Below are 26,377 nucleotides of genomic sequence, written 5' to 3' on the forward strand. Positions count from 1 at the left end.
CTTGAGAACTGATCAACCCGAAGGAGAACGATGATCGCAGCCATCCTGCACTCAGCCATGCCAGCCGGACAGCCCGGACAGCCCGGACAGCCCGGCGGGACAGGGCCAACGCGCTATGCCGACGCGAAGCCCCTGGTTATCGAAGAACTAGAGCGGCCCGAACCGCGCGCCGGGGAGCTGGGCGTGTCCATTACGTATTCCAGCCTCTGCCACTCGGATCTGTCCGTGGTCGATGGTTCCCGCGTCCGCCCGCTGCCGATGGCGCTGGGGCATGAGGCGGTAGGGCGGGTAGTTACTGTGGGCGAGGGCGTCAATGACGTCAAAGAGGGCGACCACGTGGTGCTGGTTTTTGTCCCCAGCTGCGGAAGCTGCCGCGCCTGTGCTGCCGGCCGGCCCGCCCTCTGCCACCGCGCCGCCGAGACCAACGGCTCCGGCGACCTGCTGCACGGCGAAGCCCTGCTGAAGACCGCCGAGGGAAAGCGGATCAACCACCATCTGGGCGTGTCCGCCTTCGCGGACTACGCCGTCGTTGCCCGCGAATCCGTCGTCGTCATCAACGATGATGTACCGGACACGGTGGCGGCGATGTTTGGCTGCGCGGTGCTGACGGGCATGGGTGCGGTGCTCAATACAGCTGCGGTCCAGGCCGGGCAGTCTGTTGCGGTGTTCGGCCTTGGCGCCGTGGGCCTTTCGGCGGTCATGGCGGCCAGCCTGGCCGGGGCCAGCGACATCATTGCGATTGATCCGAATCCGGGCAAACACCAGCTGGCCTTGGACTGCGGGGCCACCGCCGTGGGAACGCCGGACGACGCCGGAGAGCTGATCGCCGAGGCGACCGGCGACGGCGTCGACGTCGTGGTGGAAGCGGTCGGGTCCGCCAAGGTCATCGCTTCCTGCCTGGAGCACGTCACCCGCGGCGGTGCCGTGGTCTCCGTCGGCCTGCCCCACCCCTCGGCCGAGCTGACGGTCCCGGCCCTGCAGTTCGCCGGGGCGGGCAAGCGCCTGCTCGGGTCCTACATGGGCGACGCGGTGCCGGAGCGGGACATTCCGCGGTACCTGGAGCACTGGCGGGCGGGAAAGCTGCCGGTGGAGCTGCTGTACACGGACACCAAACCGCTGCGCGAGATCAATGAAGGCCTGGATGCGCTGGCAGCGGGGCAGGTGGTCCGCCGCCTCTTCCAGGCCTGACGGCTGCCTAGAAGCCCCTCGCCACCGCGGCGGCCGCGCGCAGCCAGGCACGCTGGGTCTCCGGCTGCAGGGCGTTGAACCGGATGGGCCCGTTGACCAGCGCCGGGTCGTACGGAATCCGGACTACCTCGCGCACGAATTCGCGGAAACCGGTCTCGATCCGGTCCGCCTCGATCTTCGCGCGCTTGCGGGTCTCTCCGGTCATGCCGCGGCCCGCGTCGGTCGATTCGGAGACAATAACGACGGCGTTGCGCGCGAGTTCCGCTTCATGGTCACCGCGTGCCGCGAGGGTCTGCAGGGTGAGCCGCGCGGCCTCGGCCCGGTCTTCCATCGCGGTCACCGGCACCACCAGCTGGTTGGTGTGGTCGATCATCCGGCGCCAGTTGGCGGAGCGGGAAGTGTTCCCGGAATCCATCACGATCAGCCGGTAGTACTTGCAGGCCACGCGGTGCGCGATGTCCACTTCCTCCGCGGTCACCTCGTGGTCGCCTTCCTCGTTTTCGTCCGAGCGCAGCACATCGAACTTGTCCGCCGCCTGGTGATGGACGTAGTGGGCAAGATCGGCCGCGTTGGATTCGGGGGAGAGGAGCTTGCTGGATGAGTCCACCAGATCCAGCACGCTCGAGGCATGCGGGCCCTGCTCGGTGCGCCAGCCCAGCGTGCCCTGTGACTCGTTGTTGTCCCACGCCAGCACCGGCCCGCCGCCGTAGCGGGCCAGAATGGCGCTGAGCATGACCACGGTTGGAGTCTTGTTGGCCCCGCCCTTGCGATTGACGACGGCGACGGTCCGCGGCCCCGGCCAATGCTGGCTGACGAGCTGTATGTCCGCCCGCTCGGCCAGCTCTTCCTTGGACGGTTCCACCCGCACGCCCATTTTCGCCAGCACGCCGCGCCAGCCCTTGGTGGCGGGCTCCTTCGCCGAGCCGGTGACCAGGAACGACGTCTCCCGAAGATCCCGCCGGCGCCGGGCCTGCACGCCCTCCTGCGGCTGGGGCCCCTGCTCGGCGTCCGTGGCACGTGGCCCGGAATCCGTACCAGCTGCCGGTTTCACCTCAGCCGGCGGGGGAGAAGTCTGAAGGTAACCCGCCTCCCGCGGGGACGCCGGTTCGCCGTCGTTCTGTTGCCTGCGCAGCCGCCGGCTGGGCGGCTGGAACTCGTCGGTGCCGGTGGTGTCCGGGTCAGAACGTTCTCCGGCGTCGTTGGTCCGAGTGGCAGCATCAGCTGCCGGAAAGTCCGGAACTTGCCTGGTCATAGCCGTCCTATCATCCGGGGAGGTGAAATGATTTACTACTGATCATCTCCGGCCTGCTTCAGATGAACAAATGAAAACGGCAGTAAAGACGCATCTGTGGATAGTTCTGCCCATGCGGGCGCGGCGGGGTTTGCGGCGCTTAGCGCCCGTTGTCGCCGAGATCATAGCGGTACGTGCGGGCGCGCATGCCGTCCCGGGTGGGGTGCTCGTCCACCGCGCTCCAGTTGAGGCGTTCATAAAACGGTGCCGCGCTGCCTTCGCCGAGCAGTGCGACCAGTTCCGCCCGCGTGGCCCCTGCAGTGTGCGCATCTTCCAGGAACCGGCTGAGGAGTTCCTGGCCGGCGCCGGTGCCCCGGGCAGCGGAGTCAACGGCAATGGCAGTAACGACGGCGATCTGCCCGCCGGAAGCAGCGGTGGCCTCAGTCCTGGCGGCCGGTACGGCGGTGGGGGTGCGGCGCGATTTCGGCGTGAGGATCCGCTTGAGGTAGGCCCGCCCGCGGGTACGGACAAAGTGGGCGCCAAGCCGGGGCCGCTGGGCCAAAGCCAACAACCCTGCCAAGGCAAGCCGGACGCGGTGGCGGCGGACGACGTCGTCAATATGGCGGAATTGATCGGTAGAGCCCACCAGGAAGCCGACGGCCTGCGCGCCCTGGTCATCAACGCGCTCGGCCACCAAAGCAATGCCAAAGGGCGAGTCGAGGAAGCTCGCATGCCAGCGGCGTACAAAGCGCTCGCCCATCTGCGGGAACAGCCCGTCGGGCACGTAGCGGCACTGCCAAGCCGCCATGGTGGTGAGGTCGGTCGGCGTGGCCGGGCGCACGGTTACGCTCGGAACGTCTGGGGCAGGCAAATTAACTCCTGGGACGGGGAGGTGGCCAGCACCGAACGCGGTTGTATCAATTGTCGACTGCAGACGGCCCACTCCTCTTTCTTTGATGACGTCTCATCTAATGTCTGTGCACAGTGTAAACGACCAACCTTTCCGCAAACTGACAAGCTCGGCAAGGCAGCCGCCGGACCCCGCCAAACGCCCCTCCCCAAGCGGCCCGTCCGCTCCTACACTTAACGCTTGGGGCGTGGACCGCCCGCGCCTTTCAGTAATCGGGTTCATTTACCAGAATGCAGGTGAGCGCAATGACTGGACGTGTAGTGCATTTCGAGATTCCCGCGGAAGACGAGGAACGGGCAAGGAACTTTTACAACGCGGCCTTCGGCTGGAACATCCAGCCTATGCCGGAAATGAATTACAACATCGTCATGACCACGCCCTCCGATGACCAGGGCATGCCGAAAGAGCCGGGCGCGATCAACGGCGGTATGTTCCGGCGGGAAGGCGAGCTGAAGACACCCATCATTACGCTCGACGTCGAGGACATCGATGCTGCGCTGGAGAAGGTGGGCAGCCTGGGCGGGTCCACGGTGGAAGCCAAAATGGCCGTCGGCGACATGGGGTTCGCGGCCTACTTCCGGGACAGCGAGGGGAATCTGATGGGCCTGTGGCAGACAGCCGCGGACTCCGGCGGTTAAGGGGCAATCCGGCGGTTGCCCTTGCGGGAACTGCGATGAATGGCAGAATCGCACTCATGAAGCTCCACCTGCCGCTCGCATGGCCCGCAGCGCCGCCATCGCACGCCGGCGTGGTGCTGCGTCCGTTCCGCGATTCCGACGCGCACCTCGCGGCCGAGCTCACGCAGGATCCGTACATTCGACTGATCAGCACCATTCCGGTCCGGCCCACCGCGGAAGAAGCGATGGAGTGGATCCTGCACCAGAACGGGCGCTTCACCGAGGGGATGGGCTACTCCTTCGCCATCGCCGACGCCGCGACGGACCGGGCGCTCGGCCAGATCGGCATGTGGCTGAAGGCGGTGGAAACAGGAAGAGCGACGGCGGGATACCTGGTTGCGCCGCCGGCACGCGGCCGCGGCGTGGGTGCAGCGGCGTTGTGCGCGCTCACCGCCTTCGCCTGGACTCTGCCCGTGCTGCACCGCGTGGAGCTGTACATCGAACCGTGGAACACCGGGTCCATCCGCACGGCCGAAGCCGCCGGCTACCAGCGCGAAGGACTGCTGCGCAGCCACCAGAGCATCGGCGGCGAGCGGCGGGACATGCTGCTCTACGCCGCTATCCGGCCCTAGCGCGGGCGTGCCTCGTGGTGGGCCCGCCCGTGGGAGCGCCGGTCCTCTTTCATCTCGGCCTCGAACAGGTGCCGCTTACCTTCGGCGAGCTGATCGCGCGCGGCCTGCTCCACTGACTTGAACGCGGCGTAGTAGTTGTCGTCGTAGTCTTCGACGATCTGGAACGTCCACCGTCCGGCGATCACGTTCCGCCCCACAACCTCCTGCTCGACCCGGTCGGCCAGCTCGCCGTGCCCGGCCTGGCGCAGGAGCTCCGCGGCCTCGCCCAGGGCCAGGTCGGCCTTGCCGGTCAGGCGGTGGAAGCCGTACAGATAGCCGCGGGCGTGTTCAACGACCTCCAACGCCTCGGACAGCTTGCCCAGCGCTTCAACGGTTGCGTCATTCGTGCCCGCGGGGCGGCGGTGGGCATGGTCAGGACCATCATACGGAATGCTCGTCATGGGGAAATTATTACCGCTGGAAGCGCAAAGTGCGACGCCGGCGCCCAACTTGGCACCGACGTCGCACTTGGTTTTTTGGTTTCGTTGGAGGGACTACGGCAGCTGCGGGTCCACGCCGTAGTGCTCGGCCAGATCGGTGATCACGGCGTGCGCGCCCTGGATGCTGACCGAGGCGACGAAGGTTTCGTCGTCCACGTGGACAACGTCGCCCTTCAGTCGCTCCCACAGCGGGTTGGACTCGAAGGTCTTCTGCTGTTCGCGGGAGGCGTCGCCCTCGGCGCCCGAAGGCGTCCAGGCGCTGACCATGACCAGGCCGGCGTCGGCCTTGAGGATCTGCTCCTCGGAGAGCGGGACGAAGATGGATTCGGTCGTGTCCGGCGCATCTTCGGGGCGGGGGATGTTCATATCGGCCATGATCTCGCCGATGAATGAATCGGTGGAGTACAGGCGCGCGGTGTCCTCGCCGGCGAAGCGCAGCAGTGAGTAGGTGGCTTCGGGGTTCTTCGCGAGGATTTCCTCGCCGACCTTCTTGGCGCGCTCTTCATAGCCGGCCACGAGCTCTTCGGCCTTGTCCTTCTTGCCCAGCGCCTCGCCGAGGAAGACCACGTTTTCCTTCCACGTGGGCCCGGTGCTGACCGAGAAGATGGTCGGCGCGATCTTGGAAAGCTGGTCGTAGAGCGCCTCGTGGCGGACCTGCGCGGAGACGATCACGTCCGGCTCCAGCTCGAGGATCTTTTCCAGATTCGGCTCGGCGAGGGTGCCGACGTTGACCGCATCTGCGGTGGCTGCGTCCACGTCGCCGAGGTAGTCGGCGAACGGATCGCCCGGATCCTGCCGGTACTGGACGTAGCCGACCAGATCGGCCTCCAGCAGCAGGGCGGCATCGATGTAGCTCGGGTCGAGCGCGACGACGCGCTTCGGCTCGGATTCGATGGTGGTTGAACCCATGGCATGTTCCATGGTCAGCGGGTAGCCGGAGCCGCCCGCAGGAGCGGAGGCGGCGCTGTCTTCGGTGGCGGCAGGTGCGCCGCAGGCGGCGGTGCCCAGGAGCGAGGCGCCGGCCACCAGTGCCAGCAATTTGGTCAGAACGGGTGTTTTCATGCGAGTCTCTTTCACGGTCTCAACGGCCTAAGCCGCGTAACTTAGGTAAGGCTAAGCTTGTCTCCGTCGTAGACTGTAGCAGTCGAAAAGACCGACGCTCCAAACCTCCCGTAATAGAAGGCGCTCTTGAAAACTGTCGATGCACCGGCCACGGGCACAGACTCCATTCCGGCTGCCGGGCTGCGCGAAACCGCGCTGCGGCTGCCCGTGCGCAGCGGAAAGGTGCGGCTGCGCTGGCTGGCCGCGGCCGTCGTCGTACTTTGCGCTGCAGTGGTGGCCAGTGTCTGCATCGGCAGCCAGCCTTCGTCGGTGGCGCAAGCCTGGCATGCGGTGGTGACGCCGACGGGAACCAACATGGACGTAACCATTCTGCAGCTGCGCTGGCCCCGGACGTTGACCGGGATTGCGGCCGGCATCTGTCTCGGCGTGGCCGGGACGCTCTCGCAGGGGCATACCCGCAATGCCGTGGCGGATCCGGGTCTGCTGGGCATCAACCAGGGGGCGGCGCTGGCCATCGTGGCCGCGACTGCCATCGCCGGGACCATGCTGCCGCTGACCCAAGCCGTGCTGGCGTTCGGCGGCGCGCTGCTGGCCAGCGTGTTCGTGTTCCTGATCGGGACCGCCGCCCGGCACGGCTCCACGCCGATCACGCTGGTGCTGGCCGGCGCCGCGGTCACCGCGCTGTGCACGGGGCTGGTGACCGGGATCGTCCTGCTGAACGAGGCGGCCTTGGACACGTTGCGCTTCTGGCAGGTGGGCTCCATCGCCGGGCGCAACGACATCCTGCCGGCCATCTGGCCCTTCCTGCTGGCGGGCCTGGTGCTGGCGGCGATGAACATTCCGGCACTGAACGCGCTGGCGCTGGGCGAAAACACCGCCCGGTCGCTGGGCATCTCGGTACTGTGGGCGCGCTGCGCCGGCATCGCCGCGATCACGCTGCTGGCCGGATCCGCCGTGACCATGGCCGGCCCGATTGCGTTCGCCGGGCTGCTGGTTCCGCATATCGCCCGGGCCATGGTGGGGGCCGACTACCGCTGGCTGCTGCCGGCTTCCGCGGTGACCGGCGCCGCGCTGCTGCTGCTGGCCGATACCGCCGGACGGGTCATCGCGCGTCCGGGCGAGCTGTCCGTGGGCGTGGTGCTGGCCGTCATCGGCGCGCCCTTCTTTGTCTTCCTGGCCCGCCGCCGCAAGCTGGTGACCGTATGAGCACCGTCACCCGCGACGGCGGCAACCCCGTCCGTTCGCTGCGCGTGCTGCGGGCCGGGCCGGTCTCCATCCGGGTCAGTCCGCGCGGGCTGTCCGTGGGCGGGGTGCTGATCCTGGTGCTGGTGGCGGCCATGGCCATCCACGTGGCCAACGGCGGCACCCCGCTCGCCCTGCTGGACGTGCTGCGCGCGCTGCTCGGAGACACGTCCGATTCCAAGGTCCATCTGGCCGTGACCGAGTTCCGCGCGCCGCGGATGGTTGCCGCCGTCGTCGCCGGTGCCTGCCTCGCCGCCGCCGGAGCCATCACGCAGACCGTGGCCAGGAACCCGCTGGCCAGCCCGGACGTGCTGGGCGTAACGGCCGGGGCCTCGCTCGGCGCCGTCACGGTGCTGGTGGTCGCTGGCGGCGGGAATGCCGGACTGAGCGGGCTGGCCGCAACGATGGGCATGCCTCTGGCTGCCTTCGGCGCGGGCGTGCTCAGCGGCGTCGCGGTCTACCTGCTGGCCTACCGCGGCGGGATCGACAGCTACCGGCTGGTCCTGGTGGGGCTGGGCATCAACGGTTTTGCCGTCAGCCTCACCACTTGGCTGCTCACCCTCGGCGACGTCAGCAGCGCTGCCCAGGCGCTGACCTGGATGACGGGTTCGCTCAACGGCAAGGACTGGGCGCTGGTGCAGCCGATGGGGGCCATCGCCGTGGTGCTGGTGCTGGCCGCAGTCTTCTGCGGGCGGTGGCTGCTGCTGACAAGCCTGGGTGAGGACACCGCCGTCGGACTTGGAACCCGGGTTGGTGCGGTGCGGCTGACGGCCCTGACCATCGCGGTGCTGCTGGCCTCGGTGGGCACCGTGGTCGCCGGGCCGCTGGTGTTCGTGGCGCTCGCCAGCCCGCAGATCGCGCGCATCCTGACCGGTTCGGTGGTGCCCCCGGTGGCAGTTTCCGCGTTGGTGGGCGCCGTGTTTGTGCTGCTGGCCGACACCGTCTCCGCCAACGCCCTGAGCGTGGCGCTGCCCGTGGGCGTTGCCACCGCGGTGGTCGGCGCGCCCTATTTGATCTACCTGATTCTGCGCTACCAACGGAGGCTCACATGAGCGCGCCCAGTACCGGCGGGCGGCTGCGCGCCGACGCCCTGACCCTCGGCTACGACGGCCCCGACATTGTCCGGGAACTGTCGCTGACCGTGCCCGACGCCGCCATCACCGCCGTGATCGGGCCCAACGGCTGCGGGAAGTCCACGCTGCTGCGCGGGCTCGGCCGGCTGCTGGCGCCCCGGTCCGGAGCGGTCACGCTCGACGGCGAACCCCTGGCCAAGCTGTCCACCCGGCACGTTGCCACCAAGCTGAGCGTGCTGCCGCAGACGCCGGCCGCGCCGTCCGGGCTGACCGTTGCGGACCTGGTTTCGCGCGGGCGGCACCCGCGGCAGAAGTGGTACCAGCAGTTCTCCGTGGCGGACGAGGCCGTGGTCCTCGACGCGCTGGCGGCCACGGACAGCCTGGAGCTGGCGGACAAGCCGCTGGAGGATCTCTCCGGCGGCCAGCGGCAGCGGGCCTGGATCTCGATGACGCTGGCCCAGGAGACCGACATCCTGCTGCTGGACGAACCGACCACCTACCTCGACCTGGCGCACCAGGTGGAGGTCCTGGAGCTGGTCCGCCGGCTCAACCGGGACCGCGGCCGCACCGTGGTGATGGTGCTGCACGACATCTCGCTCGCCGCGCGCTACAGCGACCACATGGTGGCCATGAAAGACGGCCGGATTGTCGCGCAGGGAACCCCGGCTGAAGTCGTCACGCCGGAACTGCTGCTCGAGATCTTCGGGCTGGCCGCCCAGGTGGTGCAGGAACCGACAGCCGGACGGCCGCACGTCATCCCCCTGGGCGCCGGCGTCTAACCACACTCAAACCGCCGCCGCACCGTCGCACCGCCGTCGGACGCGGACGTCGGGCCGTCGGATCCGGAGCGCCCCGCAGCCGTGCCGCTTCCCTAGGGGTTCCGCGCGCCGAAGGAGGTGGAGACTGCGAAGTCCCCGCCGACAATGTAGCTGCGGCGGTACTCGAGCGGGCGGCCTCCCGCATAACCCACGCGGTCGATCAGGAGCAGAGCCGTATCAGCGGCGCACTGCAGCGACCGGGCCTGTTCCTCCGTGGCGATGACGGCGGTGAGCCGTTCTTCGCCGCCGTCCAGCGAGATCCCGCACGCTTCCTCGAGTTCCTGGTACAAGGCAGTGTTGGAAAAGTCCCGCTCCAGCAGCGGCCCGACCTGTTCGGCCGGCAGCCAGACATCATCCAGCGCCAGCGGAACGTCGTCGGCATAACGCCGTCGCGAGAGGTGGAACAGTGGTTCGTCCGCCGCAAGCATCAACCGCTGGGCTACCGCTTCGTTTTGCTCCACTTCCTGGGCCAGGACGTCACTGTAGTGCTCCATTCCCGCTTCCTGCAGTGTGGCGAAGAGGCTGTACACGGGACCGTAGGCTGTGCTTTTCCCCGCAACCACCTGCGGCAGGGCAACCGGCTTGCGGCCGCGTTGCGCGGTAACCAGCCCGGCCTCGCGCAGGGGCCGCAAGGCCGCGCGGATGCTGCCGCGGCTGGCACCGTATTCGTTGGCCAGGGCCAGCTCGCCGGGGAAACCGGTGCTGAATTCGCCCTTCTGCAGCCGGCGGTGCAGATCCCGGCTTATGGCTTCCCATAGCGGAGTTGCAGGCGCGGTGCCGCCGGGTTCGGAAGCTGAAGGTTTTGCCTGGTCCTGCCCGGTCACGTAGCCTCCATTGGAGAAAATGTATAAACATTTGCGGCCATTTCGGCCGCACGAGGAGCCCGAATGCCGTCGCACAAGCCAACTGCCCCAGCCAGCAACCCCCGCAACCGCAACTTTACCGTGACGGCCACGGTCCTTGGCGTGGCCGTGCTCCTGCTGTTCGTCGGCATCTTCGCCTACCAAGGGGGTAAATCGCAGCAGGCCGCCAGCGCCGGTCAGGGTGAACCGGCCGGAGCGAACGCCCAGCAGGGCAGTGCCGGCGGACTGGACATGTCCCGGCGCATAGCCGATGACCCCACTGCGCTGGGCGCCGTGGACGCCCCGGTGGTCATGGTCGAATATTCGGACTACCGGTGCCCCTTCTGCGGCCTCTTCGCGCGCGACCCGCTGCCCGTCCTGGTGGAGAAGTACGTCGACAGCGGAGAGCTGCGCATCGAGTGGCGCGACCTGCCGGTCTTCGGCGAGGAGTCGATGCAAGCAGCACTGGCCGGGCGTGCCGCGGGGGAGCAGGGCAAATTCTGGGAGTTCAACAAGGCCGTCTACGCTGCCGCACCTGAACGAGGACACGCGGACCTGAACCGGGAGCGTCTGATCGGGTTCGCCGAGCAGGCCGGAGTGCCGGATATGAAGAAATTCGAGGCGGACCTGGACTCGAAGCAACTGCGTGAAGCGGTAGTCAAGGACGCGCAGGAAGCGGCCTCCCTCGGAGCCACCGGAACACCTACCTTCCTGGTCAACGACACCCCCTTTGTGGGTGCCCAGCCGCTGGAGGCGTTCGAAAAGGCCATCGACGCCGAGCTGAACGAAGCGGGAAGCAAGTAATGGAAATCGGTTACGCCGGAGCCTTCCTCGGCGGAATGCTCACGCTGCTCAGCCCGTGTTCGGCGTTGCTGCTGCCGGCGTTTTTCGCCTACGCCTTTTCCACCAAGACACGGCTGGTTGCCCGGACGGCGCTGTTTTATGCGGGCCTCCTTTCTACCCTGGTGCCGCTGGGGGTCTTCGCCGGGGCGCTCGGATCCCTCGTCACCCAGCACCGCCATGTCCTGGTGGCGGTGGCGGCCACCCTGGTGATCCTGCTCGGGGCGGCGCAGATCCTCGGCCTCCGGTTGCCCGCCGCCATCCGGAGCAATGCGCAAGCAGGTTCTTCCGGTCTCTCTGTTTTTGTCCTCGGGACGGTCTACGGTGTCGCCGGGGTCTGCACCGGGCCGATCCTCGGCTCCATCCTGACCGTGGCAGCAGTCGGCAGCAACGCCATGTACGGCGGCATCCTGCTGGCGATTTATGCGCTCGGCATGGCGCTGCCGCTCTTCGCGCTGGCGCTGGTCTGGGACCGGCTGGGTATCAGCGGGCGCCGTTGGTTGCGTCCGCGCCCGCTGGTCATCGGCCGCTGGTCCAACTCCTGGATCATGGTCCTTTCCGGGATCCTCTCCATCGGGATCGGAGTCCTGCTGCTGGTCACGGACGGAACGGCAGGCCTTGGCGGCGTGCTCAGCGTCGGTGACCAGTTCCTGCTGGAAACCACGGTCAGCGGCGCGGCGTCGGGCATCTCCAACGCGGTCTTCGCCCTGATCGCGGCGGCGGTGCTGGCTGTCGCCGTCGTACTGTATCTCAGGAGCCAGCGGGCCCAGCGCGCAAGTGGCGGCTTCGCCTCGGTTGGCCCCGCGGCCCGGAACGACGAGGAAGAGCGATGAGGAGCGGCCTGGCGTCACTGAAGGCTGCGCTTGCGCTGTGGCCGCGCCGGCGCTGGCTGGCCGCGCTCGCTGCCGCCACCGCCACGTATGTAGTGGTGGCCGTCCCGACCGATCTGATCGACACGCCGTTTTTCGGCCGCGAGGTAGCGCCGACCTGGTGGTCCTTCCCGGTCCTGGCCATCACGGCCGCGCTGGCAGGTTTGGTGGCCGCGACCTACGTGGCGCGACTGCCACAGGCGTCACCGGAGCGCGGGCAGCGGTTCGGCGTCGCGGGCGCCATCGTCTCGTTCTTCGCCGTCGGTTGCCCGGTCTGCAACAAAATAGTGCTCCTGGCCCTGGGCACCTCCGGGGCCATGCAATATTTCGAGCCGGTCCAGCCGCTGCTTGCAGCGGCATCGATCGGCCTGCTGGGCGGGGCGTTCTACCGGCGTGCCACGTCCGAAGACCGCTGCGCGGTACCGCAGAAAACAACGACGGCGGCACTCACCGGCCGCTGAACCTCCGGCCGCGGAACGTCTGGCCCCGGAATCTATCCCGGGGCACCCTGCTTTTCGGGGACGGCCAAGGCATAGACGGTCCGCTCCTTCGTCGGGAACAGGGCCGTCCCATCGGGCAGCAGGGACACCGGGAGGACATAGTCGCCGGTGTCCAGAATGGCGCCGGAGTCTATGTCGATTTTGGCCGCTACGCCGTCGAGCTCGGCGTACGCCCCGCCCGGGCCGGCCGCCGTGATCCTCGCGCTGCGGGCGAAGCTCTTGGTCCATAAGGTGCCCGCACCGGGCCGGACAGCCGTGATCAGCTGCGACCCGTCGGTTAGCTCCGACGCCAGCAGGACCGTGCCGGAAGACCCGTCAGTCACTGCCATCCCGGCCGGGGATCCGGCCAGCTGTCCCAACGGTTCGCCGGTTCGAAGATCGTAAACAACGTCCTGAGGCTTCATGCCCTGCTCCTCCCATCGCAGCACCACGACGCCCCCGGTGGCCGGCCCGTAACTGCCAGTGAACCGGACCTTCGCGCCCGCAGTTGTCCCGTTCGGCCGACGGAGTTCGTCCGCGGACCACAGGGTGCCGCGGGAACCGGTATCGACGGCCAAGAACTTGGATTCGGTGCCGATCAAGGCCGCGCCGTGGTGTTCATAGAGAGCCGTTTCGCCCGCCGGGGTTTCGACGACGCTTCCGGTGCCCGCGTCCAGCAACGTGCCCGGCGTGGTGCCGGCCGTGAGCGCCTTCGGCGTGTTGGCGAAGATGAGTCCGTTTCCCGCGGAGGGGCCGGGAACTTCGGTGGGTCCCCACAGCACATCCCCGCTGCCAGCAGAGAAGGCGGTGGCCGTCGTGAAGCTGACCGGACCCTGCCCGTCTTGTCGGGCGTCGGAATCAAGAATAACGACGGCGGGCTGCCCGCCAACGCTGGTCAGCACCGTGCCCACACAGGACGGATTGGTATCGACGCGCCAGAGGGTGCCCTCGGCGTTGAAGCCGTAGAAGCTTAACGATGATCGGCCGTCCCGGGGGAAGGCCGAACCGATGAAGGTGGCCCCCGCGGCCGCCGGGGCACTGTCGATCCTGACAGCCGAAGTCACCTCGAATCCGGGGAACAAGCGCGCACCATCGGTTGAGGCGGTTGAGGCGGTTGAGGCGGTTGGGCCGGTTGAAGCGAAGGGACCAGTGGGCGGCTTGCCGATATCCATGCGGTGCGCGGTGGGCAAGGTGGTGTCCGGTGAACAGGCTGCAACACCGAGCACGGCAACAAGGACGAGGCCCGCAGCGGCTCGCCGTCGTGAATGTCTATACATTTCGACGGCCACGCTACCATGCACAGGGAAGGCTTTTCCCGCCCGCGCATCGCGCCGGCTCAGAACGGACCAGGAGGACCCATGCCCACAGCGGACAGCCCCATGCAAGATGCCCGTGCCGAGTCCAAGTCGCCGGGCCTGCTGGTCCACGGCGCGGGACCCGGCGCCCAGGATTGGCTGCCGGGCGTGCTGCGCAGCGCAACCAACGCGGCAGACGCCCTGCCGGCGGGGACCGCCATTGAAGTAGTCATCCAAGGCCCCGGAGTAGCCCTGCTCTCTGACGGATCAGGGTTCGCCGACGAAATCACCGCCGCGCTGGAGCGGCAAATCCGGGTTCTGGCCTGCGGAAACAGCTTGCGTTCGGCCGGCGTGCCGTCGGACCAACTGCTGCCGGGCGTCGCCACAGTCCCGGCCGCCATCGCCCACCTGGCCAGCAGGCAATGGGAAGGCTGGGCCTACGTCCGGCTCTAGGAGCGGCCTAGTTCGCCAGGTACGGGTAGTCCGTGTAGCCTGCAGCGCCGTCGGTGTAGAAGGTCTTCGAGTCCGGATCGTTCAGCGGGAGGTTTTCCTGCCAGCGGCGGGCAAGATCCGGATTCGCGATGGCAGGGCGGCCCACCACAACGCCGTCGGCCAGCCCGTCGTCGAGGATCGCCAGTGCTTCTTCGCGGGTGGTAATGACGCCGAAGCCGTTGTTGAGCAGCACCGGACCGCCGAAGCGCGCGCGCAGTTCCTGGACCAGTGCACCGGCCGGTTCCTTGTGCAGGATGCTCAGGTAGGCCAGGCCCAGCGGGGCAAGGCCGTCCAGCAGCGCGGCGTAGGTTGCCCGAGTCTCTTCGGCGTCGAGCTCCAGGGCGCCCTGGACATTGTGTTCGGGGGAGATACGGATGCCCACCCGGTCCGCACCGATCTCGGCGGCAACGGCGGCGGCAACCTCAATGACGAACCGCGCGCGGTTCTCCGGCGATCCGCCGTACTGATCGGTGCGCTGGTTTGAGCTCGGGGCGAGGAACTCGTGCAGCAGGTAGCCGTTGGCCGAGTGCAGTTCCACGCCGTCCAGATCCGCTTCCACCGCGTTCCGCGACGCCAACACGAACTCGTCGATGATGCCCGGCAGCTCATCGGTGTCCAGGGCGCGGGGAACCGGGAACGGTTTTTTGCCCTCGTAGGTGCGGGTCTCGCCGTCGATGGCAATGGCGCTGGGCGCAACAACCTCGTGGCCGCCGGTGGTGGCCTCGTGGGTGACGCGGCCGGCGTGCATGACCTGGGCGACGATCCGTCCGCCGTCGTGATGGACGGCGTCCGCGACAGCCCGCCAGCCGTCGATCTGTTCGGGCGTGACCAGGCCCGGCTGGCGCTGGAAGCCCTGTCCCGCGTAGCTCGGGTAGGTGCCCTCGGTGACGATCAGTCCCAGCGACGCGCGTTGCCGGTAGTGCTCGACAACCAGCGGTCCCGGAACGCCGTCCACGCCGGAGCGCATCCGGGTCAGCGGCGCCATGATGAGGCGGTTGGAGAGGTCAAGGGCGCCGACGGACAGCGGGGTAAACAGGCTCACAAAGGTCCTTCTTCTCAGTAATGCTTCCGCAGGAGGCAACCGAGCAGGCCGAAAAGTTATTCCGCCCCGGCCGCCTAATCCTCGTAGAAGGTCTTCGCCGGCCCCTGGTCCAGCGAGGTCACTATACCCGCGGCGACGTCGCGCAGCTTGATGTTCCGGGTGCTGGATGCGGTCTTCAGGATCTCGACGGCGGACTCCTGGCTGCACCGGTTCTGGGCCATGATGATGCCCACGGCGACATCGATGTCCGTCCGGGAGACCAAGGCAGCCTTCAGATTGTCGGCGGTCTCGGCGAGGTGGGTGAAGCGGACCGCCAGCATGAGGCCCAGCGACGTCTGCCGCACGAACTGCTCAACCAGCTCAACGGACTTCTCGTCGAACCGTCCGGGCCGGTGCGAGTAAAGATTCAGGGCTGCCTTGGTGTCTTCCTGAAGGTGGAACGGAACGGCAAGGATGGATCGCACACCAAGCTGGAGCACCGCCGTCGTATATTGCGGCCACCGCTCTTCCGTCTGGAGATCGGCAACGAGGACATTGACCTGCTCCCGCGAGGCGGTCATGCAGGGGCCGTCGCCGAACGCGTACTGGATCTCGTCCATGGCCTGCGCGTCTTCGCTGCTGCTGGCCACGGTGGCGGACCTCTTGTGCCGGAGCAACGTGATGCCGGTGAGGACCTCGTCGCCTGGGGTGGAGAGGCTGGAGGAGGACAGGCGCGCCAGCCCGTCGAGGAATTCCCCGACGTCGGTGCTGTTGAGAACGAGCTCCTGGAGGTGCTGGCTCAGGTGGGTATCGGTTTTAGCAGTGGACTCAGTGCTCAAGAACGTTGGCGCCGTTTCACTCATGCACTGCGCGGGCGTCCAGCCCTCGAAGAGCAATCCAAAACGGCCCGCTGCTGAACCGTACCGAAAAAGTATAGGCCAACGGCAACGCATCCGGCGGCATACCGCCCCGTGGCGGGAGTAATGCCGGACACATGGGCGGCGACATATATTCAGGCGTCTACTCAGGCGTCGCCCCCGTTGCCGAGGACAGCCCAGGCGAAGGAACCCAGCTCCAATCCGTCACCGCCCACCTGAACGTCGCCGCCGCTGGCGAGAACCGCGCGGTTGCCCGCAGGCGCATCGATGCTCACGGGACTGTCGGCGAGGTTGAGCGCCACCGTGAGGGAATGCCCGTCGGCCGCCGCTTCATACACAACGTGCGCATTGGCCAGGTCCAGAACCCGGGTGCGCGCCCGGTGCAGCCAGGGATGACGACGCCGGACGCCGATCAGCTCCTGGTGCAGCCGGTAAATGTCCGCGCCCAGGCTGCTGAGCTCCGCCGGACTGTCCGGAAAGGCCGGCCGGACGGCGTCGTCCCCGCCGGCACGGTCCTCCTTCACGCCGCGGAACGCCTGCTCGTCGCCGGCATAAATGGACGGCGTGCCTCCCAGCGTCAGGAAGATAACGACGGCGTGGGGCAGCAGCGCGGTATTGTCCAGCCGGCTGGCGAGGCGGGTGACGTCATGGTTGCCCACGAAGGTCATGGGCGCGAAGGACTCGAGGAAGGCGTTGTGCCGGTCCAGCGCGGCGGACAGTTCGTAGAGGTTGACGTCGTTGAGCGAACTCCAGACGGCCTTCCACAGCTCGTACTGGGTCACCGAGTCGAGCTCTCCTTCGGCTACCGCGGCTGCGTAGTCCCCGTGGATGAACTCGCCGACGAAGTATGCGTCCGGATAGTCGGCGCGGACCGCGTCCAGCACCGGCGCCCAGAACGACGGCGGAACCGCATAGGCCGCATCCAGCCGCCAGCCATCCGCGCCGCGGGCCAGCCAGTACTTCATCACCTCGACGACGAAATCGCGCACCTGCGGTTCTGCGTGGTTCAGGGCGACCAGGTGGTGGTGCCCCTCGAAGTCCTCGTAGTCCGGCTCGGCGCCCGGGCTCCACTTTCCGGCCGGCCAGGAAAGCCTGAACCAGGACGACGACGGCGCTGCCGGCCCCTCGCGGAGGACCTCTTGGAACCGGTCAAAGCTGCGGCCCACATGGTTGAAGACGCCGTCTAGCAGGACCCGCGGCCCGCGCGAATGGGCCGCGGCAATGAGGTCCTCGAAGTCGGCTTCGTCCCCAAGGCGCGGATCGATGCGGAAGTAGTCAGTGGTGTCGTAGCCGTGGGTCTCGGCGGCGAAAATTGGTCCGAGCGCAATTCCGGAAGCTCCCAGCTCCACTACATAGTCCAGCCACGCAGTCAGCCGCGGCAGCCGGTGCTGAACCTTGCTGCCGGTCGCGGGAGCGTCCCGTTCCGCCCCGACGAATCCCAACGGGTAGACCTGCCACCAGATGGCGTTTTCGACCCAAGCCGGCCTGGCCATGAATGCCTCTTTCCGCTGAAGGATGCTACCTCCGGTATTGTGTCAGCAATTGGACACAAAGACTCCCGAAAGTTCTTCCCACACGGTAGTTTCAAGAGTACGATCGTAGGTCCCGCGAGGAGAATTATGGCTCAATCCGTCATAAGGGCGACGGCATGATCCGGCTCCGGCAGCTGGCGCAGGCCGCGTCCGTTCTGACAACCCCGTTGGCTCCCGAAGATATTCTGTCCCTGTTCAACCCGGTGTTCTCGGCCCGCCAAATGCGCGGCGTGGTGACCCGGGTCGTACCGGAGACAGCCGGGTCAGCCACCATTTATTTCCGCCCCGGCCCCGGCTGGCAAGCCCACCAGGCTGGCCAATGGGCGCGCATCGGCGTCGAACTGGACGGCGTGCGCCACTGGCGTTCCTATTCGCTGAGCACTGCCGCCGGCGAGGACCCGGCCATCACCGTGACCGACATCGGAGCGGTCTCGGGTGCCCTGGTGCGCAAGGTCAAACCCGGCGACGTGCTGTTCCTGGCCGCGCCGCAGGGTGACTTTGTCCTGCCCGAACAGCCCCGGCCCCTGCTGATGCTTACCGCCGGCAGCGGCATCACCCCGGTCATGTCCATGATCCGCACGCTCGTGCCGGCCCGCCCGGACGCAGACGTGGTGCTCATCCACTCGGTCCGGACCCCGCAGGACAGCATCTTCGGGGAGGAACTGCACGAACTGGCCGACCAGTTCCCGCGCCTGCACGTCCTCCACTGGTTCACCGGGGAACACGGCAGGTTCGATTTCAGCTCGCCCGCCGAGCTGGACCGGCTCTGCCCGGACTGGCGGGAACGCGCCGCCTACGCCTGTGGCCCCGAAGGCTTCCTCGATGAAGCCGAAGCGCTCTGGGCGCGCGAAGCGGCTGCGTCCAAAACCGGCGTTCCCGCGGTGACCGGCGCCCTGACCATTGAACGCTTCAGTACCGGCCTTGCCGGCGGCGAAGGGCACGACGGCGGCCTAGTCACCTTTGAGGCGTCCGACCGCGAAATCGAGGCGGACGGAAATACCCCGCTGCTCGACGTCGGCGAAGAGGCCGGTATCCTGATGCCCAGTGGCTGCCGGATGGGGATCTGCCAAAGCTGCCTCGCACCACTGCGCGCCGGACAAGTCCGCGACCTGCGGACCGGCGAAGTCCTCGGCGAACCCGGCCAACTCATCCAGACATGCATTACGGCAGCCGCCGGACCTGTCAACCTGGATCTCTAAGGAGGAAAATTATGGAAAGCGTTTCCACTACGGCCACAGCCCGCAGAACCGGTGCGCTCGCCGCATCAGGGCATCCACTGGTCCGACCGCCAGCGGCCGCCCATCTCTCCGATGAGCAGGTTGCCGAACTCGGCCGCGAGCTGGACGCCATCCGCGACGAAGTCATCGCCGAGCGCGGTGCCTCTGATGCCGCCTACATCCGGCGGGTGATCAAGGCCCAGCGCGGACTCGAGATCGCAGGCCGCGCGGCACTCCTGGCCGGGCGCAACAAGACCGCGTGGGTCACCGGCACCACCCTCCTGAGCTTCGCGAAGATTCTGGAGAACATGGAGATCGGCCACAACGTGCTCCACGGCCAGTGGGACTGGATGCGCGATCCGGACATCCACTCCACCACCTGGGAATGGGACTTCGTCACCCCGGCACGTTCCTGGCAGCACACCCACAACGACCTGCACCACCGCTGGACCAACGTCATCGGCAAGGACAAAGACGTCGGCTACAACCTGCTGCGCATGTCGCCGGACCAGCCGTGGCGGCCCTTCAACCTGGGCAATCCGCTGTGGAACGCGATCCTGGCGCCCGTGTTCGAATGGGGGATCGCCATCTACGACCTGGAACTGGTGGATTACCGCGAGGGCACGAAGTCCAAGGCCGCTCTCGTCAGGGATCTCAAGGCCATGGGCCGCAAGGCCCTGCGCCAGTTCACCAAGGACTACGCCGCAACGCCGATCGTGGCCATGGTCACCGGCTCCGGCAAGCAAGCGCTCTGGGGAACGCTGGCCGCCAACGCCGTCCGCAACGTCTGGGCGCATGCGGTCATCTTCTGCGGCCACTTTCCCGACGGGGCGGATACCTTTACCGAGGAAATGGTCGACGGCGAAACCCGTGGCGACTGGTATGTGCGCCAGATGATTGGATCGGCAAACATCTCCGGTTCCAAGTTCATGCACCTGATGACCGGAAACCTGTCCCACCAGATCGAACACCACCTGTTCCCCGATCTGCCCTCCAACCGCTACATCGAGGTGGCCCCGAAAGTACGCGACATCTGCCGCCGCTACGGATTGCCCTACAACTCCGGCCCCCTGTTCAAGCAGGTCGGCTCCTCCTGGGCGAAGGTCTTCAAGTACGCCCTCCCGGACAAGGCTGCGCCGGCTTCCTGACTAAACTTCCTGACATCGGCTTGCTGACACCGGTCCGCGTTTTCTTGTCCTTCCTCTGCACTTCTTGACTTTCCTACCCGGCAGGAACAGTGTTTGTGCAGCGCCGGAAAAGCCGCAGCGGATAAAACCTGCAGCAATGGGTTGCGCTGGGGAAGTGTGGCGTGTCATGGAATCCACCGGTACGGGTCAACGAACAGGCAGGCAGCCCGGCGGAGGCATCCGCCGGGTGACCGGAGGGTTGTTCATCATCAGCGCCCTGACCTTCGCCGGGGCGGCCACAGTCCTATCGGCGACGTTCGATTGGCCGGATATCCTGCGCGAGCCGACCGCTGTAGTGCTGCCGGCCTTTGCCGCCGGAGGCCCTGGCCTGGTCTGGACCTGGTTTGCGACCGCGTGGACGTACGGCATTCTTGCCGTTCCGATCCTGCTGCTGCCTGCCGCCCTGCGCAGGAGCGAGGACCCTGCGCTGCGCGCGGCCACCTACTTTGGTGCCACATCCGTGGTGCTGTCGCTCATCGGATTTCTGCGCTGGGTCTTCGTCGTGCCGCAGCTGGCCGAGGCTTACGTTGCCGGCGACGCTGCCACCAGGACCGCGGTGGACGCCGCCTGGACTGCCCAGCACCAGTTCGGCGGCGCGCTGCTCGGCGAGCACCTCGGCCAACTGCTGGTCATCGGCTGGACCATAGCACTTAGTGCGGTCATCCTGCGCAGCCGCGTCCTGCCGCGCTGGCTTGGCGCCGCCGGCCTAGTCACCAGTGCCCTTTATCTGCTCAACCAGGGTGACATCCTGGCCACTGCCGTGCCCGGTTTCCCTGTCTGGGACCTTGCAGGGCTGATTGGCAGCTCAACGTGGGGACTGTGGGTTGCCGTCCTCGGCGCCGTCCTCCTGCTCAAACGAACGACGCCGGCTCCGATCCCGCAGTAAGCCCGACGGCAATCAGCCGGTGTGCCGTCCCGTGAGCTTGTCCCGGAGCCGGTCGACCATGCCCACACCGGGGCCGACGGTCTTGTGGAACAGCTCGGAGTGCGGCGCATGCGGGTGCGGTCGGGTCGGGGCCAGTTTCTTGGCTTTCTCGACCTTTTCACCCAGATCGATGAGTTTCTCGGCAGGGATGTGGGCGCGTAGCTGGGGGAATTGCTCGGACTCCTCGTCCTTCGCATGGTGGCGCAACTTCGCCTCCAGTTCGCGGATTAGTTCCATGAATTCCGGATCAGCGGCGTTGACGTCTTCAACCTGCTTCATCAGGCGGACTATCTCGTCGTGCTCTTTCTTATCGTGCTCGACCTCTTTCGTACCGTTCGGCACGTGCTCTTCTACCGCCGGGTAGACGAACATCTCTTCGGCGACGGCGTGGCGCATCACCTCTGCGATCACGGTATCGGCCAGATCCCGGCGCTGACTGGGATCGGATGTGCCCTCGATCTGTCCGATCAGCGCGACCATCTCCTGGTGGTCGGTCGTGAGGATATCGACGACATCCGTGCTTGTTGCACCACTACTGGACTCGGTCATGAGACGTCCCTCCTTTGGGTCGTTGCTCCCGTGCATTGGCAGTAACCGCCAACGTACCACCGCCCAACAGCAAGATCTACGCCTGTCCTAATATGGGCGTTCACCCCGGAATTCAAGGGCCCACGAGCGACGATAAGCTTACTGAGCAGTAGGCTGAGTTCCATGCAGAAGCCCCTGGTCCACGAAAAGACTCCGCTCAAAGTCGTCATGGTCGCCATCGTTGCGGCGCTCGGCGGTTTCCTGTTCGGCTTCGATAGCGCCGTGATCAACGGCGCCGTCGACGCGGTGCAGCAGCAGTTCGGACTGGGCAGTGTACTGCTCGGCTTTACCGTCTCCTGCGCACTGCTCGGAGCGATGATCGGAGCCTGGCTCTCCGGCCCGCTCGCCGACCGCCAGGGCCGGGTCCGGGCGATGCTGGTGGCTTCCGTCCTCTTCACACTCTCGGCCGTCGGCTCCGGCCTCGCCTTCGGCGTGACCGACCTGATCATCTGGCGCTTCATCGGCGGCATCGGTGTCGGCATGGCATCGGTTCTCGCCCCGGCCTATATTGCGGAGGTGTCGCCCGCGCACAGCCGCGGCCGGCTCGGTTCGCTGCAGCAGTTGGCCATCGTGCTCGGTATTTTTGTGGCATTGCTGACTGACGCGTTCCTGGCCGCAGTTGCCGGCGGGGCGGGGGAGCCGATGTGGTTCGGGCTGGAGGCCTGGCGCTGGATGTTCCTGGCCGAAACTGTTCCCGCCGTGCTGTACGGGCTGCTGGCCCTGCAGGTACCCGAATCGCCTCGCTATTTGGTAGCCAAAGACGAACTGGTGGGCGCTGCCAAGGTGTTGCGCGACGTCGTTGGCCTTAACGGCAAGCAGGCGGTGCAGGACAAGATCCAGGCCATCCGCGAAACCATCCACAGCGAGGAACGGCAGGGACTCAAAGACCTGATGGGCGGCAAGGGTTGGCTGCTGCCCATCGTGTGGATTGGCATCTTCCTGTCTGTATTCCAGCAGTTCGTCGGCATCAACGTGATCTTCTACTACTCGACGAGCCTGTGGAGGTCCGTGGGCTTCAACGAGTCCGATTCCTTCAGCATTACCGTCATCACCTCGGTGACCAACATCGTGGTAACGGTGGTGGCCATCATGCTGGTGGACAAGGTGGGGCGCAAGCCGCTGCTGGTGGCTGGCTCGATCGGCATGTTGCTCTCGCTTGGCGTGATGGCGCTGTGTTTCAGCCAAGCCATCGGGACTGGCGAAGACGTCACCCTGCCGCAACCGTGGGGTGTCGTGGCATTGATCGCGGCCAACCTGTTTGTGGTTTCCTTCGGCGCCACTTGGGGACCCGTGGTCTGGGTCTTGCTGGGGGAGATGTTCCCCAACAGGATCCGTGCCGTGGCGCTCTCCGTCGCCGCGGCCGCGCAGTGGCTGGCCAACTTTGCGATCACCACCACCTTCCCGTTCCTCGCGGATATCGACCTGACGCTGGCCTACGGACTGTACGCGTTCTTCGCGCTGCTGTCCCTGGTGTTCGTCTGGAAGTTCGTGCCGGAGACCAAGGGTAAGGAACTCGAGGCCATGTAGCCGTGCCCGGTTTCACCAGGGTGGTTCGTTCGGTTGCAGCGGCCAGTCGTCGAAGGGCCGGTTCCAGTCTTCCGGTCCGCCCTGCAACGGCTTGTCGGCCGGTACCGCCTTCTTGGCAGCCTCGGATACGAAAGGTATTTGGGCCGATTCGGACGGCGTCGGAACGTACTGTGCCGTGGAATGATCCGGTGTCGTGGCGCTGTCAGCCGTGATGAGCGGCAGCAGTGTTTCGACCTGTTGGCCGGGTGGGCCGGAGCCAGGTGTTAGTGAGGGTTCTGCCGGTGGAGGTGGAGACTCCAAGTCAGGTCCTTGTCCATCGGCCGCGAATCTTGGCGTGGCGTCGGGCAGGGAGATACCGGCGAGTCGGTAGCGGTTGCGGCGGGGTTTTTGGTCCGGGTCGATGTAGCGGGGCGGGATGAACCAGGGGATCCCGTCCCGGATGTCGATTTTCCAGTTTTCATCGTGCAGCAGATGGTGGTGGTACGAACACAAAAGACAACCATTGTGAACTGACGTTGGGCCGTCGTGCTTTTCCCAGAATTCGATGTGGTGTGCTTCGGTCCAGGGAGCGGGCATGGTGCAGTCGGGGAAGGTGCAGCCTTTGTCGCGGGCGACGAGGGCGCGGCGCTGGGCGGGGGTGAACAGCCGTTGGGCGCGTCCGATGTCGAGGATTTCGCCTTTGCCGCCGAGGACGAGGGGGATGAGGTCGGCGTCGCAGGCGATTTTGCGGACGGTTTTGGGGCTGATCAGTCCGCCGAACACCGCGTCGGCGGAGGCGCCGAGCTGGTCCACCAGGTCCTGGTAGTCCAGGCTGATCATGATCTGGGGGCGGTGGCCGCCGCTGGAGGGGAGTTTGTCCGTGGACAGGGCGATCTGGCAGGCGCCGACGAGGCCTTGCAGCAGTTTCTGCGGCCGGGTGGGTCCTTGCCATTCCGGTTCCGGTCCCGCTCCGCCCGTGTCGGCGGTGTCCGCGGGGGTGCCGCCGGCTGTTGCAGGGTCTGCCGGGGTGCGGCCGGCTGTTGCGGGGTCTGCCGGGGTGCCGTCTTCCGAAGCGAAGGTGGTTTTGACGCGCGGGTTGGTCGCGGCGTTCATGACGGTGACGAGGTATTCGTATTGTTCCGGCGTAGCGGCGATGTCCAGGCGGTGGAGGCCCTGGCGTTTGCCGCGGTAGAACACGCCTTGTTTGGCGCGGAGTTGTTCGTCGGTGGGTTCGAGTCCGTCCGGGTCCAGGATGGCTTCCCAGCGTTTGATGATTTCGCGCAGGCCGTCGATATCTGATTCGGTGGCCTGCTGGGTGAGCTGCTTTTCCATCGCGGCCAGGCCCGCAGGCGGTGCGGTGGGGCGCACGCGTTCGAGGGCGTCGCGGATGAGGGTTGCGGCCTGGCCGCTGATCTTCGAGGAGGTCAGTGCTTCGCCGAGGCGTTCAAGTTTCGGGGGTGCCTGTTCTCCGGTCATCAGGGTCGATGGCATGGTGCTGGAGCCGACGCGGAGCCGGCGTTTGGCTTCGCCGCGGCTGATTTTGAGTTTCTGGCGGAGGTATTCGGCGGCGTCCTTGTATTCGGGCTTTTTCGGTTTGCCGTCCTGGCCGGTGCCCTGCACCGGGTCGGCCCAGGGGATGCGCTGGTCTGTTTCGCCTGTTTGGGCGATGTTCTGCTGGTCGACGGCGTGGGCGCCGATGACCTGGAGTTGCTCGACGGTTTTGGAGATCTCTTCGATGCCGGCAACGGTGGCGGCGAGGTCTTTGGGGGATTGCAGGAGCCATTCCTGTTGGAAACTGGCGGAGAAGTCCTGGAGGGCGGCCTGCACCGAAGCGAGGAAGCCTACGGGCTCCTGATGCGCTTCGACCGGTGCGATTGCCATACACCCAACGCTATAGAACACGTCTTCTAATAGCACGGAAAAAGCACCAATGTGGAGGACTAGTGCTGGGTGTACCCGTGGCTTCGGTGGCGCGCTCAATGAGTTGTGCGGGGTGGTTCGTTCGGATAAAGAATGAAAGTTGGCGTCGGAGGGATGCTGAAGGGGCGCGCGGGCGAAACGGTTCCCCTGGGACCCGCGCCCCACTTCGATTCAGCCTCGTCGGCGGCCGAACACCAGCGACGCTACAGCCGTACCGGCGGTGACGGTGTAGACGGCAGGCCACGCGCCCATCTTCTTCGCCAGCGGGTGGGAGGCGCCAAACGCAGCCAGGTATACGCCGGTCAAAGCTGCGGCGGTGCCGGTGCCAGCGTCGCGCTTCCATAAGGCGAAGGCAGCCGCACCTGCGGCGGCGAGCACGGCGCCGCCGAGCGGACGGTTCTTGGTGGCGCGGGCGGTTTGGAAGCCGCCGATCAGTCCGGCGCTCGTGACCAGCGGGGTCAGCAGGGAACTCATGGAATCTCCTTAGTCTGGGGCGATGTCCTCCAGCCTATCTGGAGCATAGACTGCCCCTATCTAACGGAACTTCCAAAGGACCCGATATGGGAACCGTCAGACGCCTGGCCGCAGATCTGAGGCTCGCCGACCTCGGCCGCGCCGTGAGTATTGTCGGCTTCAACCACGACGTCCACGCCGGCACGCTGTCCGGCTTCATTGTCCGCCGGACCAAGGATGTCGTGGACATCCACCTGGACGGAATCCCGGAAACGGTTGCCGTGTCGCACGAGGCGATAGTCCTGATCCTGGAGCCGGACAGGGAGCAGGAAACTGTGCCGGTGTTGGAATCAGGCGGGGAACGGGAGGGCGGTCCCGACGGATAGAGCCAGCCGCGCAGGTCGCAGAGGTTGGAGAGCCAGCCGCGCCGGACGCAGGGGGCTGATTGAGCCAGCCAGCCCGGACGCCAAGGTTAGTCGACGGCGTTGCTGTTTTTGCCGGCGTCGTTGTTCTTGTCGCCGTACTGGTGCTTCGCCTCTTCGGGGTTCACCGCGCGTTTAAGCAGGGCCGGGATCACCCAGAGCAACGCGAGCATGACCAGCAGGACGCCGCCGCCCACGTAAATCGCCACCTGGTCGCCCGCCACAACGTCGAGGATGAAGGCGACGCAGCCGGTGGCCATCAGCCCGATGCCGAGCACGGCCAGCTTCACGATGCGGTGCCCGTGCGCCACGGTGGAATCCTTCACATGCAGGCCGAAAAGCTTGCGGTGGATGGCTACGGGCGTGAGGATCAGGCAGGTCAGCAGGCCGGTGAACGTCAGCAGCGCAACGTACAGGCCGACCTGGTAAGGTTCCAGGTCCTCGAACCGGGCCTGGAACGGCAGCGTCATGAGGAAGGCGGTGATGATCTGCGCGCCGGTCTGCATGACGCGCAGTTCCTGCAGCAGATCGTTCCAGTTGCGGTCGAGTTTCTCCTCGAACGTCTCCCGGCGGCCCACCGAATCTTCGTACACCTGATCGTCCGTAGCCATCTCTCAAACTTACCGCCAAAGTACGACGGCGGAGGGTAAGTTCCAGCG

The 26,377-nt window shown here is 66.6% G+C and carries 28 protein-coding genes; 15 read left to right on the plus strand and 13 right to left on the minus strand.

Translation table 11 applies throughout. The features are described from left to right. The first annotated feature begins 30 nt into the window (after nt 1-30). Nucleotides 31-1,188, plus strand: a complete 1,158-nt coding sequence (locus tag AC20117_RS11625) for a zinc-dependent alcohol dehydrogenase family protein (RefSeq protein ID WP_074699594.1) — start codon at nt 31-33, stop codon at nt 1,186-1,188. A 7-nt stretch (nt 1,189-1,195) separates the two neighbouring features. Here AC20117_RS11625 and AC20117_RS11630 read toward each other — a convergent pair whose 3' ends face one another. Both AC20117_RS11630 and AC20117_RS11635 read right to left on the minus strand, forming a co-directional pair. After that, a complete protein-coding gene (locus AC20117_RS11630; RefSeq protein ID WP_074699593.1) occupies nt 1,196-2,440 on the minus strand; it encodes a MinD/ParA family ATP-binding protein in 1,245 nt (414 codons plus the stop codon). 139 nt (nt 2,441-2,579) lie between these two features. Next, on the minus strand, nt 2,580-3,290 hold the full coding sequence (locus AC20117_RS11635; RefSeq protein ID WP_074699592.1) for a GNAT family N-acetyltransferase: 711 nt from the start codon (nt 3,288-3,290) through the stop codon (nt 2,580-2,582). 284 nt (nt 3,291-3,574) lie between these two features. Between AC20117_RS11635 and AC20117_RS11640 the strand changes: the two genes are divergently transcribed. After that, on the plus strand, nt 3,575-3,967 hold the full coding sequence (locus tag AC20117_RS11640) for a VOC family protein (protein ID WP_074699591.1): 393 nt from the start codon (nt 3,575-3,577) through the stop codon (nt 3,965-3,967). 56 nt (nt 3,968-4,023) lie between these two features. Then, nucleotides 4,024-4,578, plus strand: coding sequence for a GNAT family N-acetyltransferase (locus tag AC20117_RS11645; protein WP_074699590.1), 555 nt, complete (start codon nt 4,024-4,026; stop codon nt 4,576-4,578). Here AC20117_RS11645 and AC20117_RS11650 read toward each other — a convergent pair. Together AC20117_RS11650 and AC20117_RS11655 are read right to left on the minus strand one after the other, a co-directional pair. Beyond that, nucleotides 4,575-5,018 (minus strand): hypothetical protein, encoded by a 444-nt coding sequence (locus AC20117_RS11650; RefSeq protein WP_074699589.1) that lies wholly within the window; start codon nt 5,016-5,018, stop codon nt 4,575-4,577. The genes AC20117_RS11645 and AC20117_RS11650 overlap by 4 nt on opposite strands. A 93-nt stretch (nt 5,019-5,111) precedes the next feature. Continuing rightward, nucleotides 5,112-6,119, minus strand: a complete 1,008-nt coding sequence (locus tag AC20117_RS11655) for an ABC transporter substrate-binding protein (RefSeq protein WP_074699588.1) — start codon at nt 6,117-6,119, stop codon at nt 5,112-5,114. 126 nt (nt 6,120-6,245) lie between these two features. Between AC20117_RS11655 and AC20117_RS11660 the strand changes: the two genes are divergently transcribed. Genes AC20117_RS11660 through AC20117_RS11670 form a run of 3 tightly spaced genes read left to right on the plus strand, consistent with a single transcriptional unit; the run spans nt 6,246 to nt 9,213 of the window. Beyond that, on the plus strand, nt 6,246-7,325 hold the full coding sequence (locus tag AC20117_RS11660; RefSeq protein ID WP_074699587.1) for a FecCD family ABC transporter permease: 1,080 nt from the start codon (nt 6,246-6,248) through the stop codon (nt 7,323-7,325). After that, on the plus strand, nt 7,322-8,413 hold the full coding sequence (locus AC20117_RS11665; protein WP_074699586.1) for a FecCD family ABC transporter permease: 1,092 nt from the start codon (nt 7,322-7,324) through the stop codon (nt 8,411-8,413). Before AC20117_RS11660 ends, AC20117_RS11665 begins: the two co-directional genes overlap by 4 nt. After that, on the plus strand, nt 8,410-9,213 hold the full coding sequence (locus tag AC20117_RS11670) for an ABC transporter ATP-binding protein (protein ID WP_074699585.1): 804 nt from the start codon (nt 8,410-8,412) through the stop codon (nt 9,211-9,213). Before AC20117_RS11665 ends, AC20117_RS11670 begins: the two co-directional genes overlap by 4 nt. 92 nt (nt 9,214-9,305) lie before the next feature. Here the strand turns inward: AC20117_RS11670 and AC20117_RS11675 are convergent, their stop codons facing one another. Further along, nucleotides 9,306-10,076 (minus strand): GntR family transcriptional regulator, encoded by a 771-nt coding sequence (locus AC20117_RS11675; RefSeq protein WP_236777282.1) that lies wholly within the window; start codon nt 10,074-10,076, stop codon nt 9,306-9,308. Nucleotides 10,077-10,139: 63 nt separating this feature from the next. Here AC20117_RS11675 and AC20117_RS11680 point away from each other — a divergent pair, with 63 nt between their 5' ends. Genes AC20117_RS11680 through AC20117_RS11690 form a run of 3 tightly spaced genes read left to right on the plus strand, consistent with a single transcriptional unit; the run spans nt 10,140 to nt 12,264 of the window. Further along, complete coding sequence (locus tag AC20117_RS11680) at nt 10,140-10,898, plus strand: DsbA family protein (protein ID WP_074699584.1); 759 nt, start codon at nt 10,140-10,142, stop codon at nt 10,896-10,898. Beyond that, nucleotides 10,898-11,767: a cytochrome c biogenesis CcdA family protein gene (locus AC20117_RS11685; protein ID WP_074699583.1), complete on the plus strand. Its 870-nt coding sequence runs from the start codon at nt 10,898-10,900 to the stop codon at nt 11,765-11,767. Before AC20117_RS11680 ends, AC20117_RS11685 begins: the two co-directional genes overlap by 1 nt. Continuing rightward, the gene (locus AC20117_RS11690; RefSeq protein ID WP_074699582.1) at nt 11,764-12,264 is read left to right on the plus strand and encodes a hypothetical protein; all 501 of its coding nucleotides are present in this window, start codon (nt 11,764-11,766) and stop codon (nt 12,262-12,264) included. The genes AC20117_RS11685 and AC20117_RS11690 overlap by 4 nt, the downstream gene beginning before the upstream one ends. Before the next feature lie 32 nt (nt 12,265-12,296). Here the strand turns inward: AC20117_RS11690 and AC20117_RS11695 are convergent, their stop codons facing one another. Beyond that, a complete protein-coding gene (locus tag AC20117_RS11695; protein WP_158300462.1) occupies nt 12,297-13,346 on the minus strand; it encodes a hypothetical protein in 1,050 nt (349 codons plus the stop codon). A 294-nt stretch (nt 13,347-13,640) separates the two neighbouring features. On the opposite strand from AC20117_RS11695, the gene AC20117_RS11700 reads away from it, so the two are divergent. Continuing rightward, nucleotides 13,641-14,030, plus strand: a complete 390-nt coding sequence (locus AC20117_RS11700) for a DsrE family protein (protein ID WP_236777283.1) — start codon at nt 13,641-13,643, stop codon at nt 14,028-14,030. A gap of 7 nt (nt 14,031-14,037) precedes the next feature. On the opposite strand, the gene AC20117_RS11705 is transcribed toward AC20117_RS11700, so the two are convergent. From AC20117_RS11705 to AC20117_RS11715, 3 genes are all read right to left on the minus strand, one after another. After that, on the minus strand, nt 14,038-15,054 hold the full coding sequence (locus tag AC20117_RS11705) for an alkene reductase (protein WP_236777568.1): 1,017 nt from the start codon (nt 15,052-15,054) through the stop codon (nt 14,038-14,040). Nucleotides 15,055-15,185: 131 nt separating this feature from the next. Beyond that, nucleotides 15,186-15,929, minus strand: coding sequence for a GAF and ANTAR domain-containing protein (locus AC20117_RS11710; RefSeq protein WP_074703015.1), 744 nt, complete (start codon nt 15,927-15,929; stop codon nt 15,186-15,188). A gap of 185 nt (nt 15,930-16,114) precedes the next feature. Next, nucleotides 16,115-17,461: an alpha-amylase family glycosyl hydrolase gene (locus tag AC20117_RS11715; RefSeq protein ID WP_074699579.1), complete on the minus strand. Its 1,347-nt coding sequence runs from the start codon at nt 17,459-17,461 to the stop codon at nt 16,115-16,117. Nucleotides 17,462-17,616: 155 nt separating this feature from the next. Between AC20117_RS11715 and AC20117_RS11720 the strand changes: the two genes are divergently transcribed. From AC20117_RS11720 to AC20117_RS11730, 3 genes are all read left to right on the plus strand, one after another. Then, nucleotides 17,617-18,699: a ferredoxin reductase gene (locus AC20117_RS11720; protein ID WP_074699578.1), complete on the plus strand. Its 1,083-nt coding sequence runs from the start codon at nt 17,617-17,619 to the stop codon at nt 18,697-18,699. Nucleotides 18,700-18,710: 11 nt separating this feature from the next. Next, on the plus strand, nt 18,711-19,865 hold the full coding sequence (locus AC20117_RS11725) for a fatty acid desaturase family protein (protein WP_074699577.1): 1,155 nt from the start codon (nt 18,711-18,713) through the stop codon (nt 19,863-19,865). Between the two features lie 166 nt (nt 19,866-20,031). Continuing rightward, nucleotides 20,032-20,790 (plus strand): DUF4386 domain-containing protein, encoded by a 759-nt coding sequence (locus tag AC20117_RS11730; protein WP_074699576.1) that lies wholly within the window; start codon nt 20,032-20,034, stop codon nt 20,788-20,790. Nucleotides 20,791-20,802: 12 nt separating this feature from the next. Here AC20117_RS11730 and AC20117_RS11735 read toward each other — a convergent pair whose 3' ends face one another. Beyond that, on the minus strand, nt 20,803-21,378 hold the full coding sequence (locus tag AC20117_RS11735) for a hemerythrin domain-containing protein (RefSeq protein WP_074699575.1): 576 nt from the start codon (nt 21,376-21,378) through the stop codon (nt 20,803-20,805). Nucleotides 21,379-21,540: 162 nt separating this feature from the next. On the opposite strand from AC20117_RS11735, the gene AC20117_RS11740 reads away from it, so the two are divergent. Next, nucleotides 21,541-22,944, plus strand: a complete 1,404-nt coding sequence (locus tag AC20117_RS11740) for a sugar porter family MFS transporter (RefSeq protein ID WP_101632586.1) — start codon at nt 21,541-21,543, stop codon at nt 22,942-22,944. A gap of 12 nt (nt 22,945-22,956) precedes the next feature. On the opposite strand, the gene AC20117_RS11745 is transcribed toward AC20117_RS11740, so the two are convergent. Together AC20117_RS11745 and AC20117_RS11750 are read right to left on the minus strand one after the other, a co-directional pair. Further along, nucleotides 22,957-24,804, minus strand: coding sequence for a DUF222 domain-containing protein (locus AC20117_RS11745; protein WP_074699573.1), 1,848 nt, complete (start codon nt 24,802-24,804; stop codon nt 22,957-22,959). 210 nt (nt 24,805-25,014) lie between these two features. Beyond that, nucleotides 25,015-25,317, minus strand: a complete 303-nt coding sequence (locus AC20117_RS11750; RefSeq protein WP_074699572.1) for a hypothetical protein — start codon at nt 25,315-25,317, stop codon at nt 25,015-25,017. An 86-nt stretch (nt 25,318-25,403) separates the two neighbouring features. Between AC20117_RS11750 and AC20117_RS11755 the strand changes: the two genes are divergently transcribed. Beyond that, entirely contained in the window at nt 25,404-25,682 is a 279-nt protein-coding gene (locus tag AC20117_RS11755; protein WP_074699571.1) for a hypothetical protein, read from the plus strand. 86 nt (nt 25,683-25,768) lie between these two features. Here the strand turns inward: AC20117_RS11755 and AC20117_RS11760 are convergent, their stop codons facing one another. Next, on the minus strand, nt 25,769-26,329 hold the full coding sequence (locus AC20117_RS11760) for a DUF6328 family protein (protein ID WP_074699570.1): 561 nt from the start codon (nt 26,327-26,329) through the stop codon (nt 25,769-25,771). Nucleotides 26,330-26,377: the final 48 nt, after the last annotated feature.

It is taken from the genome of Arthrobacter crystallopoietes, assembly GCF_002849715.1.
GTDB lineage: Bacteria > Actinomycetota > Actinomycetes > Actinomycetales > Micrococcaceae > Crystallibacter > Crystallibacter crystallopoietes.

Excerpts from the sequence above, each read along its gene's own strand:
- AC20117_RS11625 (WP_074699594.1), top strand. The coding sequence starts at position 31 with ATGATCGCAGCCATCCTGCACTCAGCCATGCCAGCCGGACAGCCCGGA.
- AC20117_RS11630 (WP_074699593.1), bottom strand. The coding sequence starts at position 2,440 with ATGACCAGGCAAGTTCCGGACTTTCCGGCAGCTGATGCTGCCACTCGG.
- AC20117_RS11640 (WP_074699591.1), top strand. The coding sequence starts at position 3,575 with ATGACTGGACGTGTAGTGCATTTCGAGATTCCCGCGGAAGACGAGGAA.
- AC20117_RS11645 (WP_074699590.1), top strand. The coding sequence starts at position 4,024 with ATGAAGCTCCACCTGCCGCTCGCATGGCCCGCAGCGCCGCCATCGCAC.
- AC20117_RS11650 (WP_074699589.1), bottom strand. The coding sequence starts at position 5,018 with ATGACGAGCATTCCGTATGATGGTCCTGACCATGCCCACCGCCGCCCC.
- AC20117_RS11655 (WP_074699588.1), bottom strand. The coding sequence starts at position 6,119 with ATGAAAACACCCGTTCTGACCAAATTGCTGGCACTGGTGGCCGGCGCC.
- AC20117_RS11665 (WP_074699586.1), top strand. The coding sequence starts at position 7,322 with ATGAGCACCGTCACCCGCGACGGCGGCAACCCCGTCCGTTCGCTGCGC.
- AC20117_RS11670 (WP_074699585.1), top strand. The coding sequence starts at position 8,410 with ATGAGCGCGCCCAGTACCGGCGGGCGGCTGCGCGCCGACGCCCTGACC.
- AC20117_RS11680 (WP_074699584.1), top strand. The coding sequence starts at position 10,140 with ATGCCGTCGCACAAGCCAACTGCCCCAGCCAGCAACCCCCGCAACCGC.
- AC20117_RS11685 (WP_074699583.1), top strand. The coding sequence starts at position 10,898 with ATGGAAATCGGTTACGCCGGAGCCTTCCTCGGCGGAATGCTCACGCTG.
- AC20117_RS11690 (WP_074699582.1), top strand. The coding sequence starts at position 11,764 with ATGAGGAGCGGCCTGGCGTCACTGAAGGCTGCGCTTGCGCTGTGGCCG.
- AC20117_RS11700 (WP_236777283.1), top strand. The coding sequence starts at position 13,641 with ATGCCCACAGCGGACAGCCCCATGCAAGATGCCCGTGCCGAGTCCAAG.
- AC20117_RS11705 (WP_236777568.1), bottom strand. The coding sequence starts at position 15,054 with ATGGCGCCGCTGACCCGGATGCGCTCCGGCGTGGACGGCGTTCCGGGA.
- AC20117_RS11715 (WP_074699579.1), bottom strand. The coding sequence starts at position 17,461 with ATGGCCAGGCCGGCTTGGGTCGAAAACGCCATCTGGTGGCAGGTCTAC.
- AC20117_RS11720 (WP_074699578.1), top strand. The coding sequence starts at position 17,617 with ATGATCCGGCTCCGGCAGCTGGCGCAGGCCGCGTCCGTTCTGACAACC.
- AC20117_RS11725 (WP_074699577.1), top strand. The coding sequence starts at position 18,711 with ATGGAAAGCGTTTCCACTACGGCCACAGCCCGCAGAACCGGTGCGCTC.
- AC20117_RS11730 (WP_074699576.1), top strand. The coding sequence starts at position 20,032 with ATGGAATCCACCGGTACGGGTCAACGAACAGGCAGGCAGCCCGGCGGA.
- AC20117_RS11735 (WP_074699575.1), bottom strand. The coding sequence starts at position 21,378 with ATGACCGAGTCCAGTAGTGGTGCAACAAGCACGGATGTCGTCGATATC.
- AC20117_RS11740 (WP_101632586.1), top strand. The coding sequence starts at position 21,541 with ATGCAGAAGCCCCTGGTCCACGAAAAGACTCCGCTCAAAGTCGTCATG.
- AC20117_RS11745 (WP_074699573.1), bottom strand. The coding sequence starts at position 24,804 with ATGGCAATCGCACCGGTCGAAGCGCATCAGGAGCCCGTAGGCTTCCTC.
- AC20117_RS11750 (WP_074699572.1), bottom strand. The coding sequence starts at position 25,317 with ATGAGTTCCCTGCTGACCCCGCTGGTCACGAGCGCCGGACTGATCGGC.
- AC20117_RS11755 (WP_074699571.1), top strand. The coding sequence starts at position 25,404 with ATGGGAACCGTCAGACGCCTGGCCGCAGATCTGAGGCTCGCCGACCTC.
- AC20117_RS11760 (WP_074699570.1), bottom strand. The coding sequence starts at position 26,329 with ATGGCTACGGACGATCAGGTGTACGAAGATTCGGTGGGCCGCCGGGAG.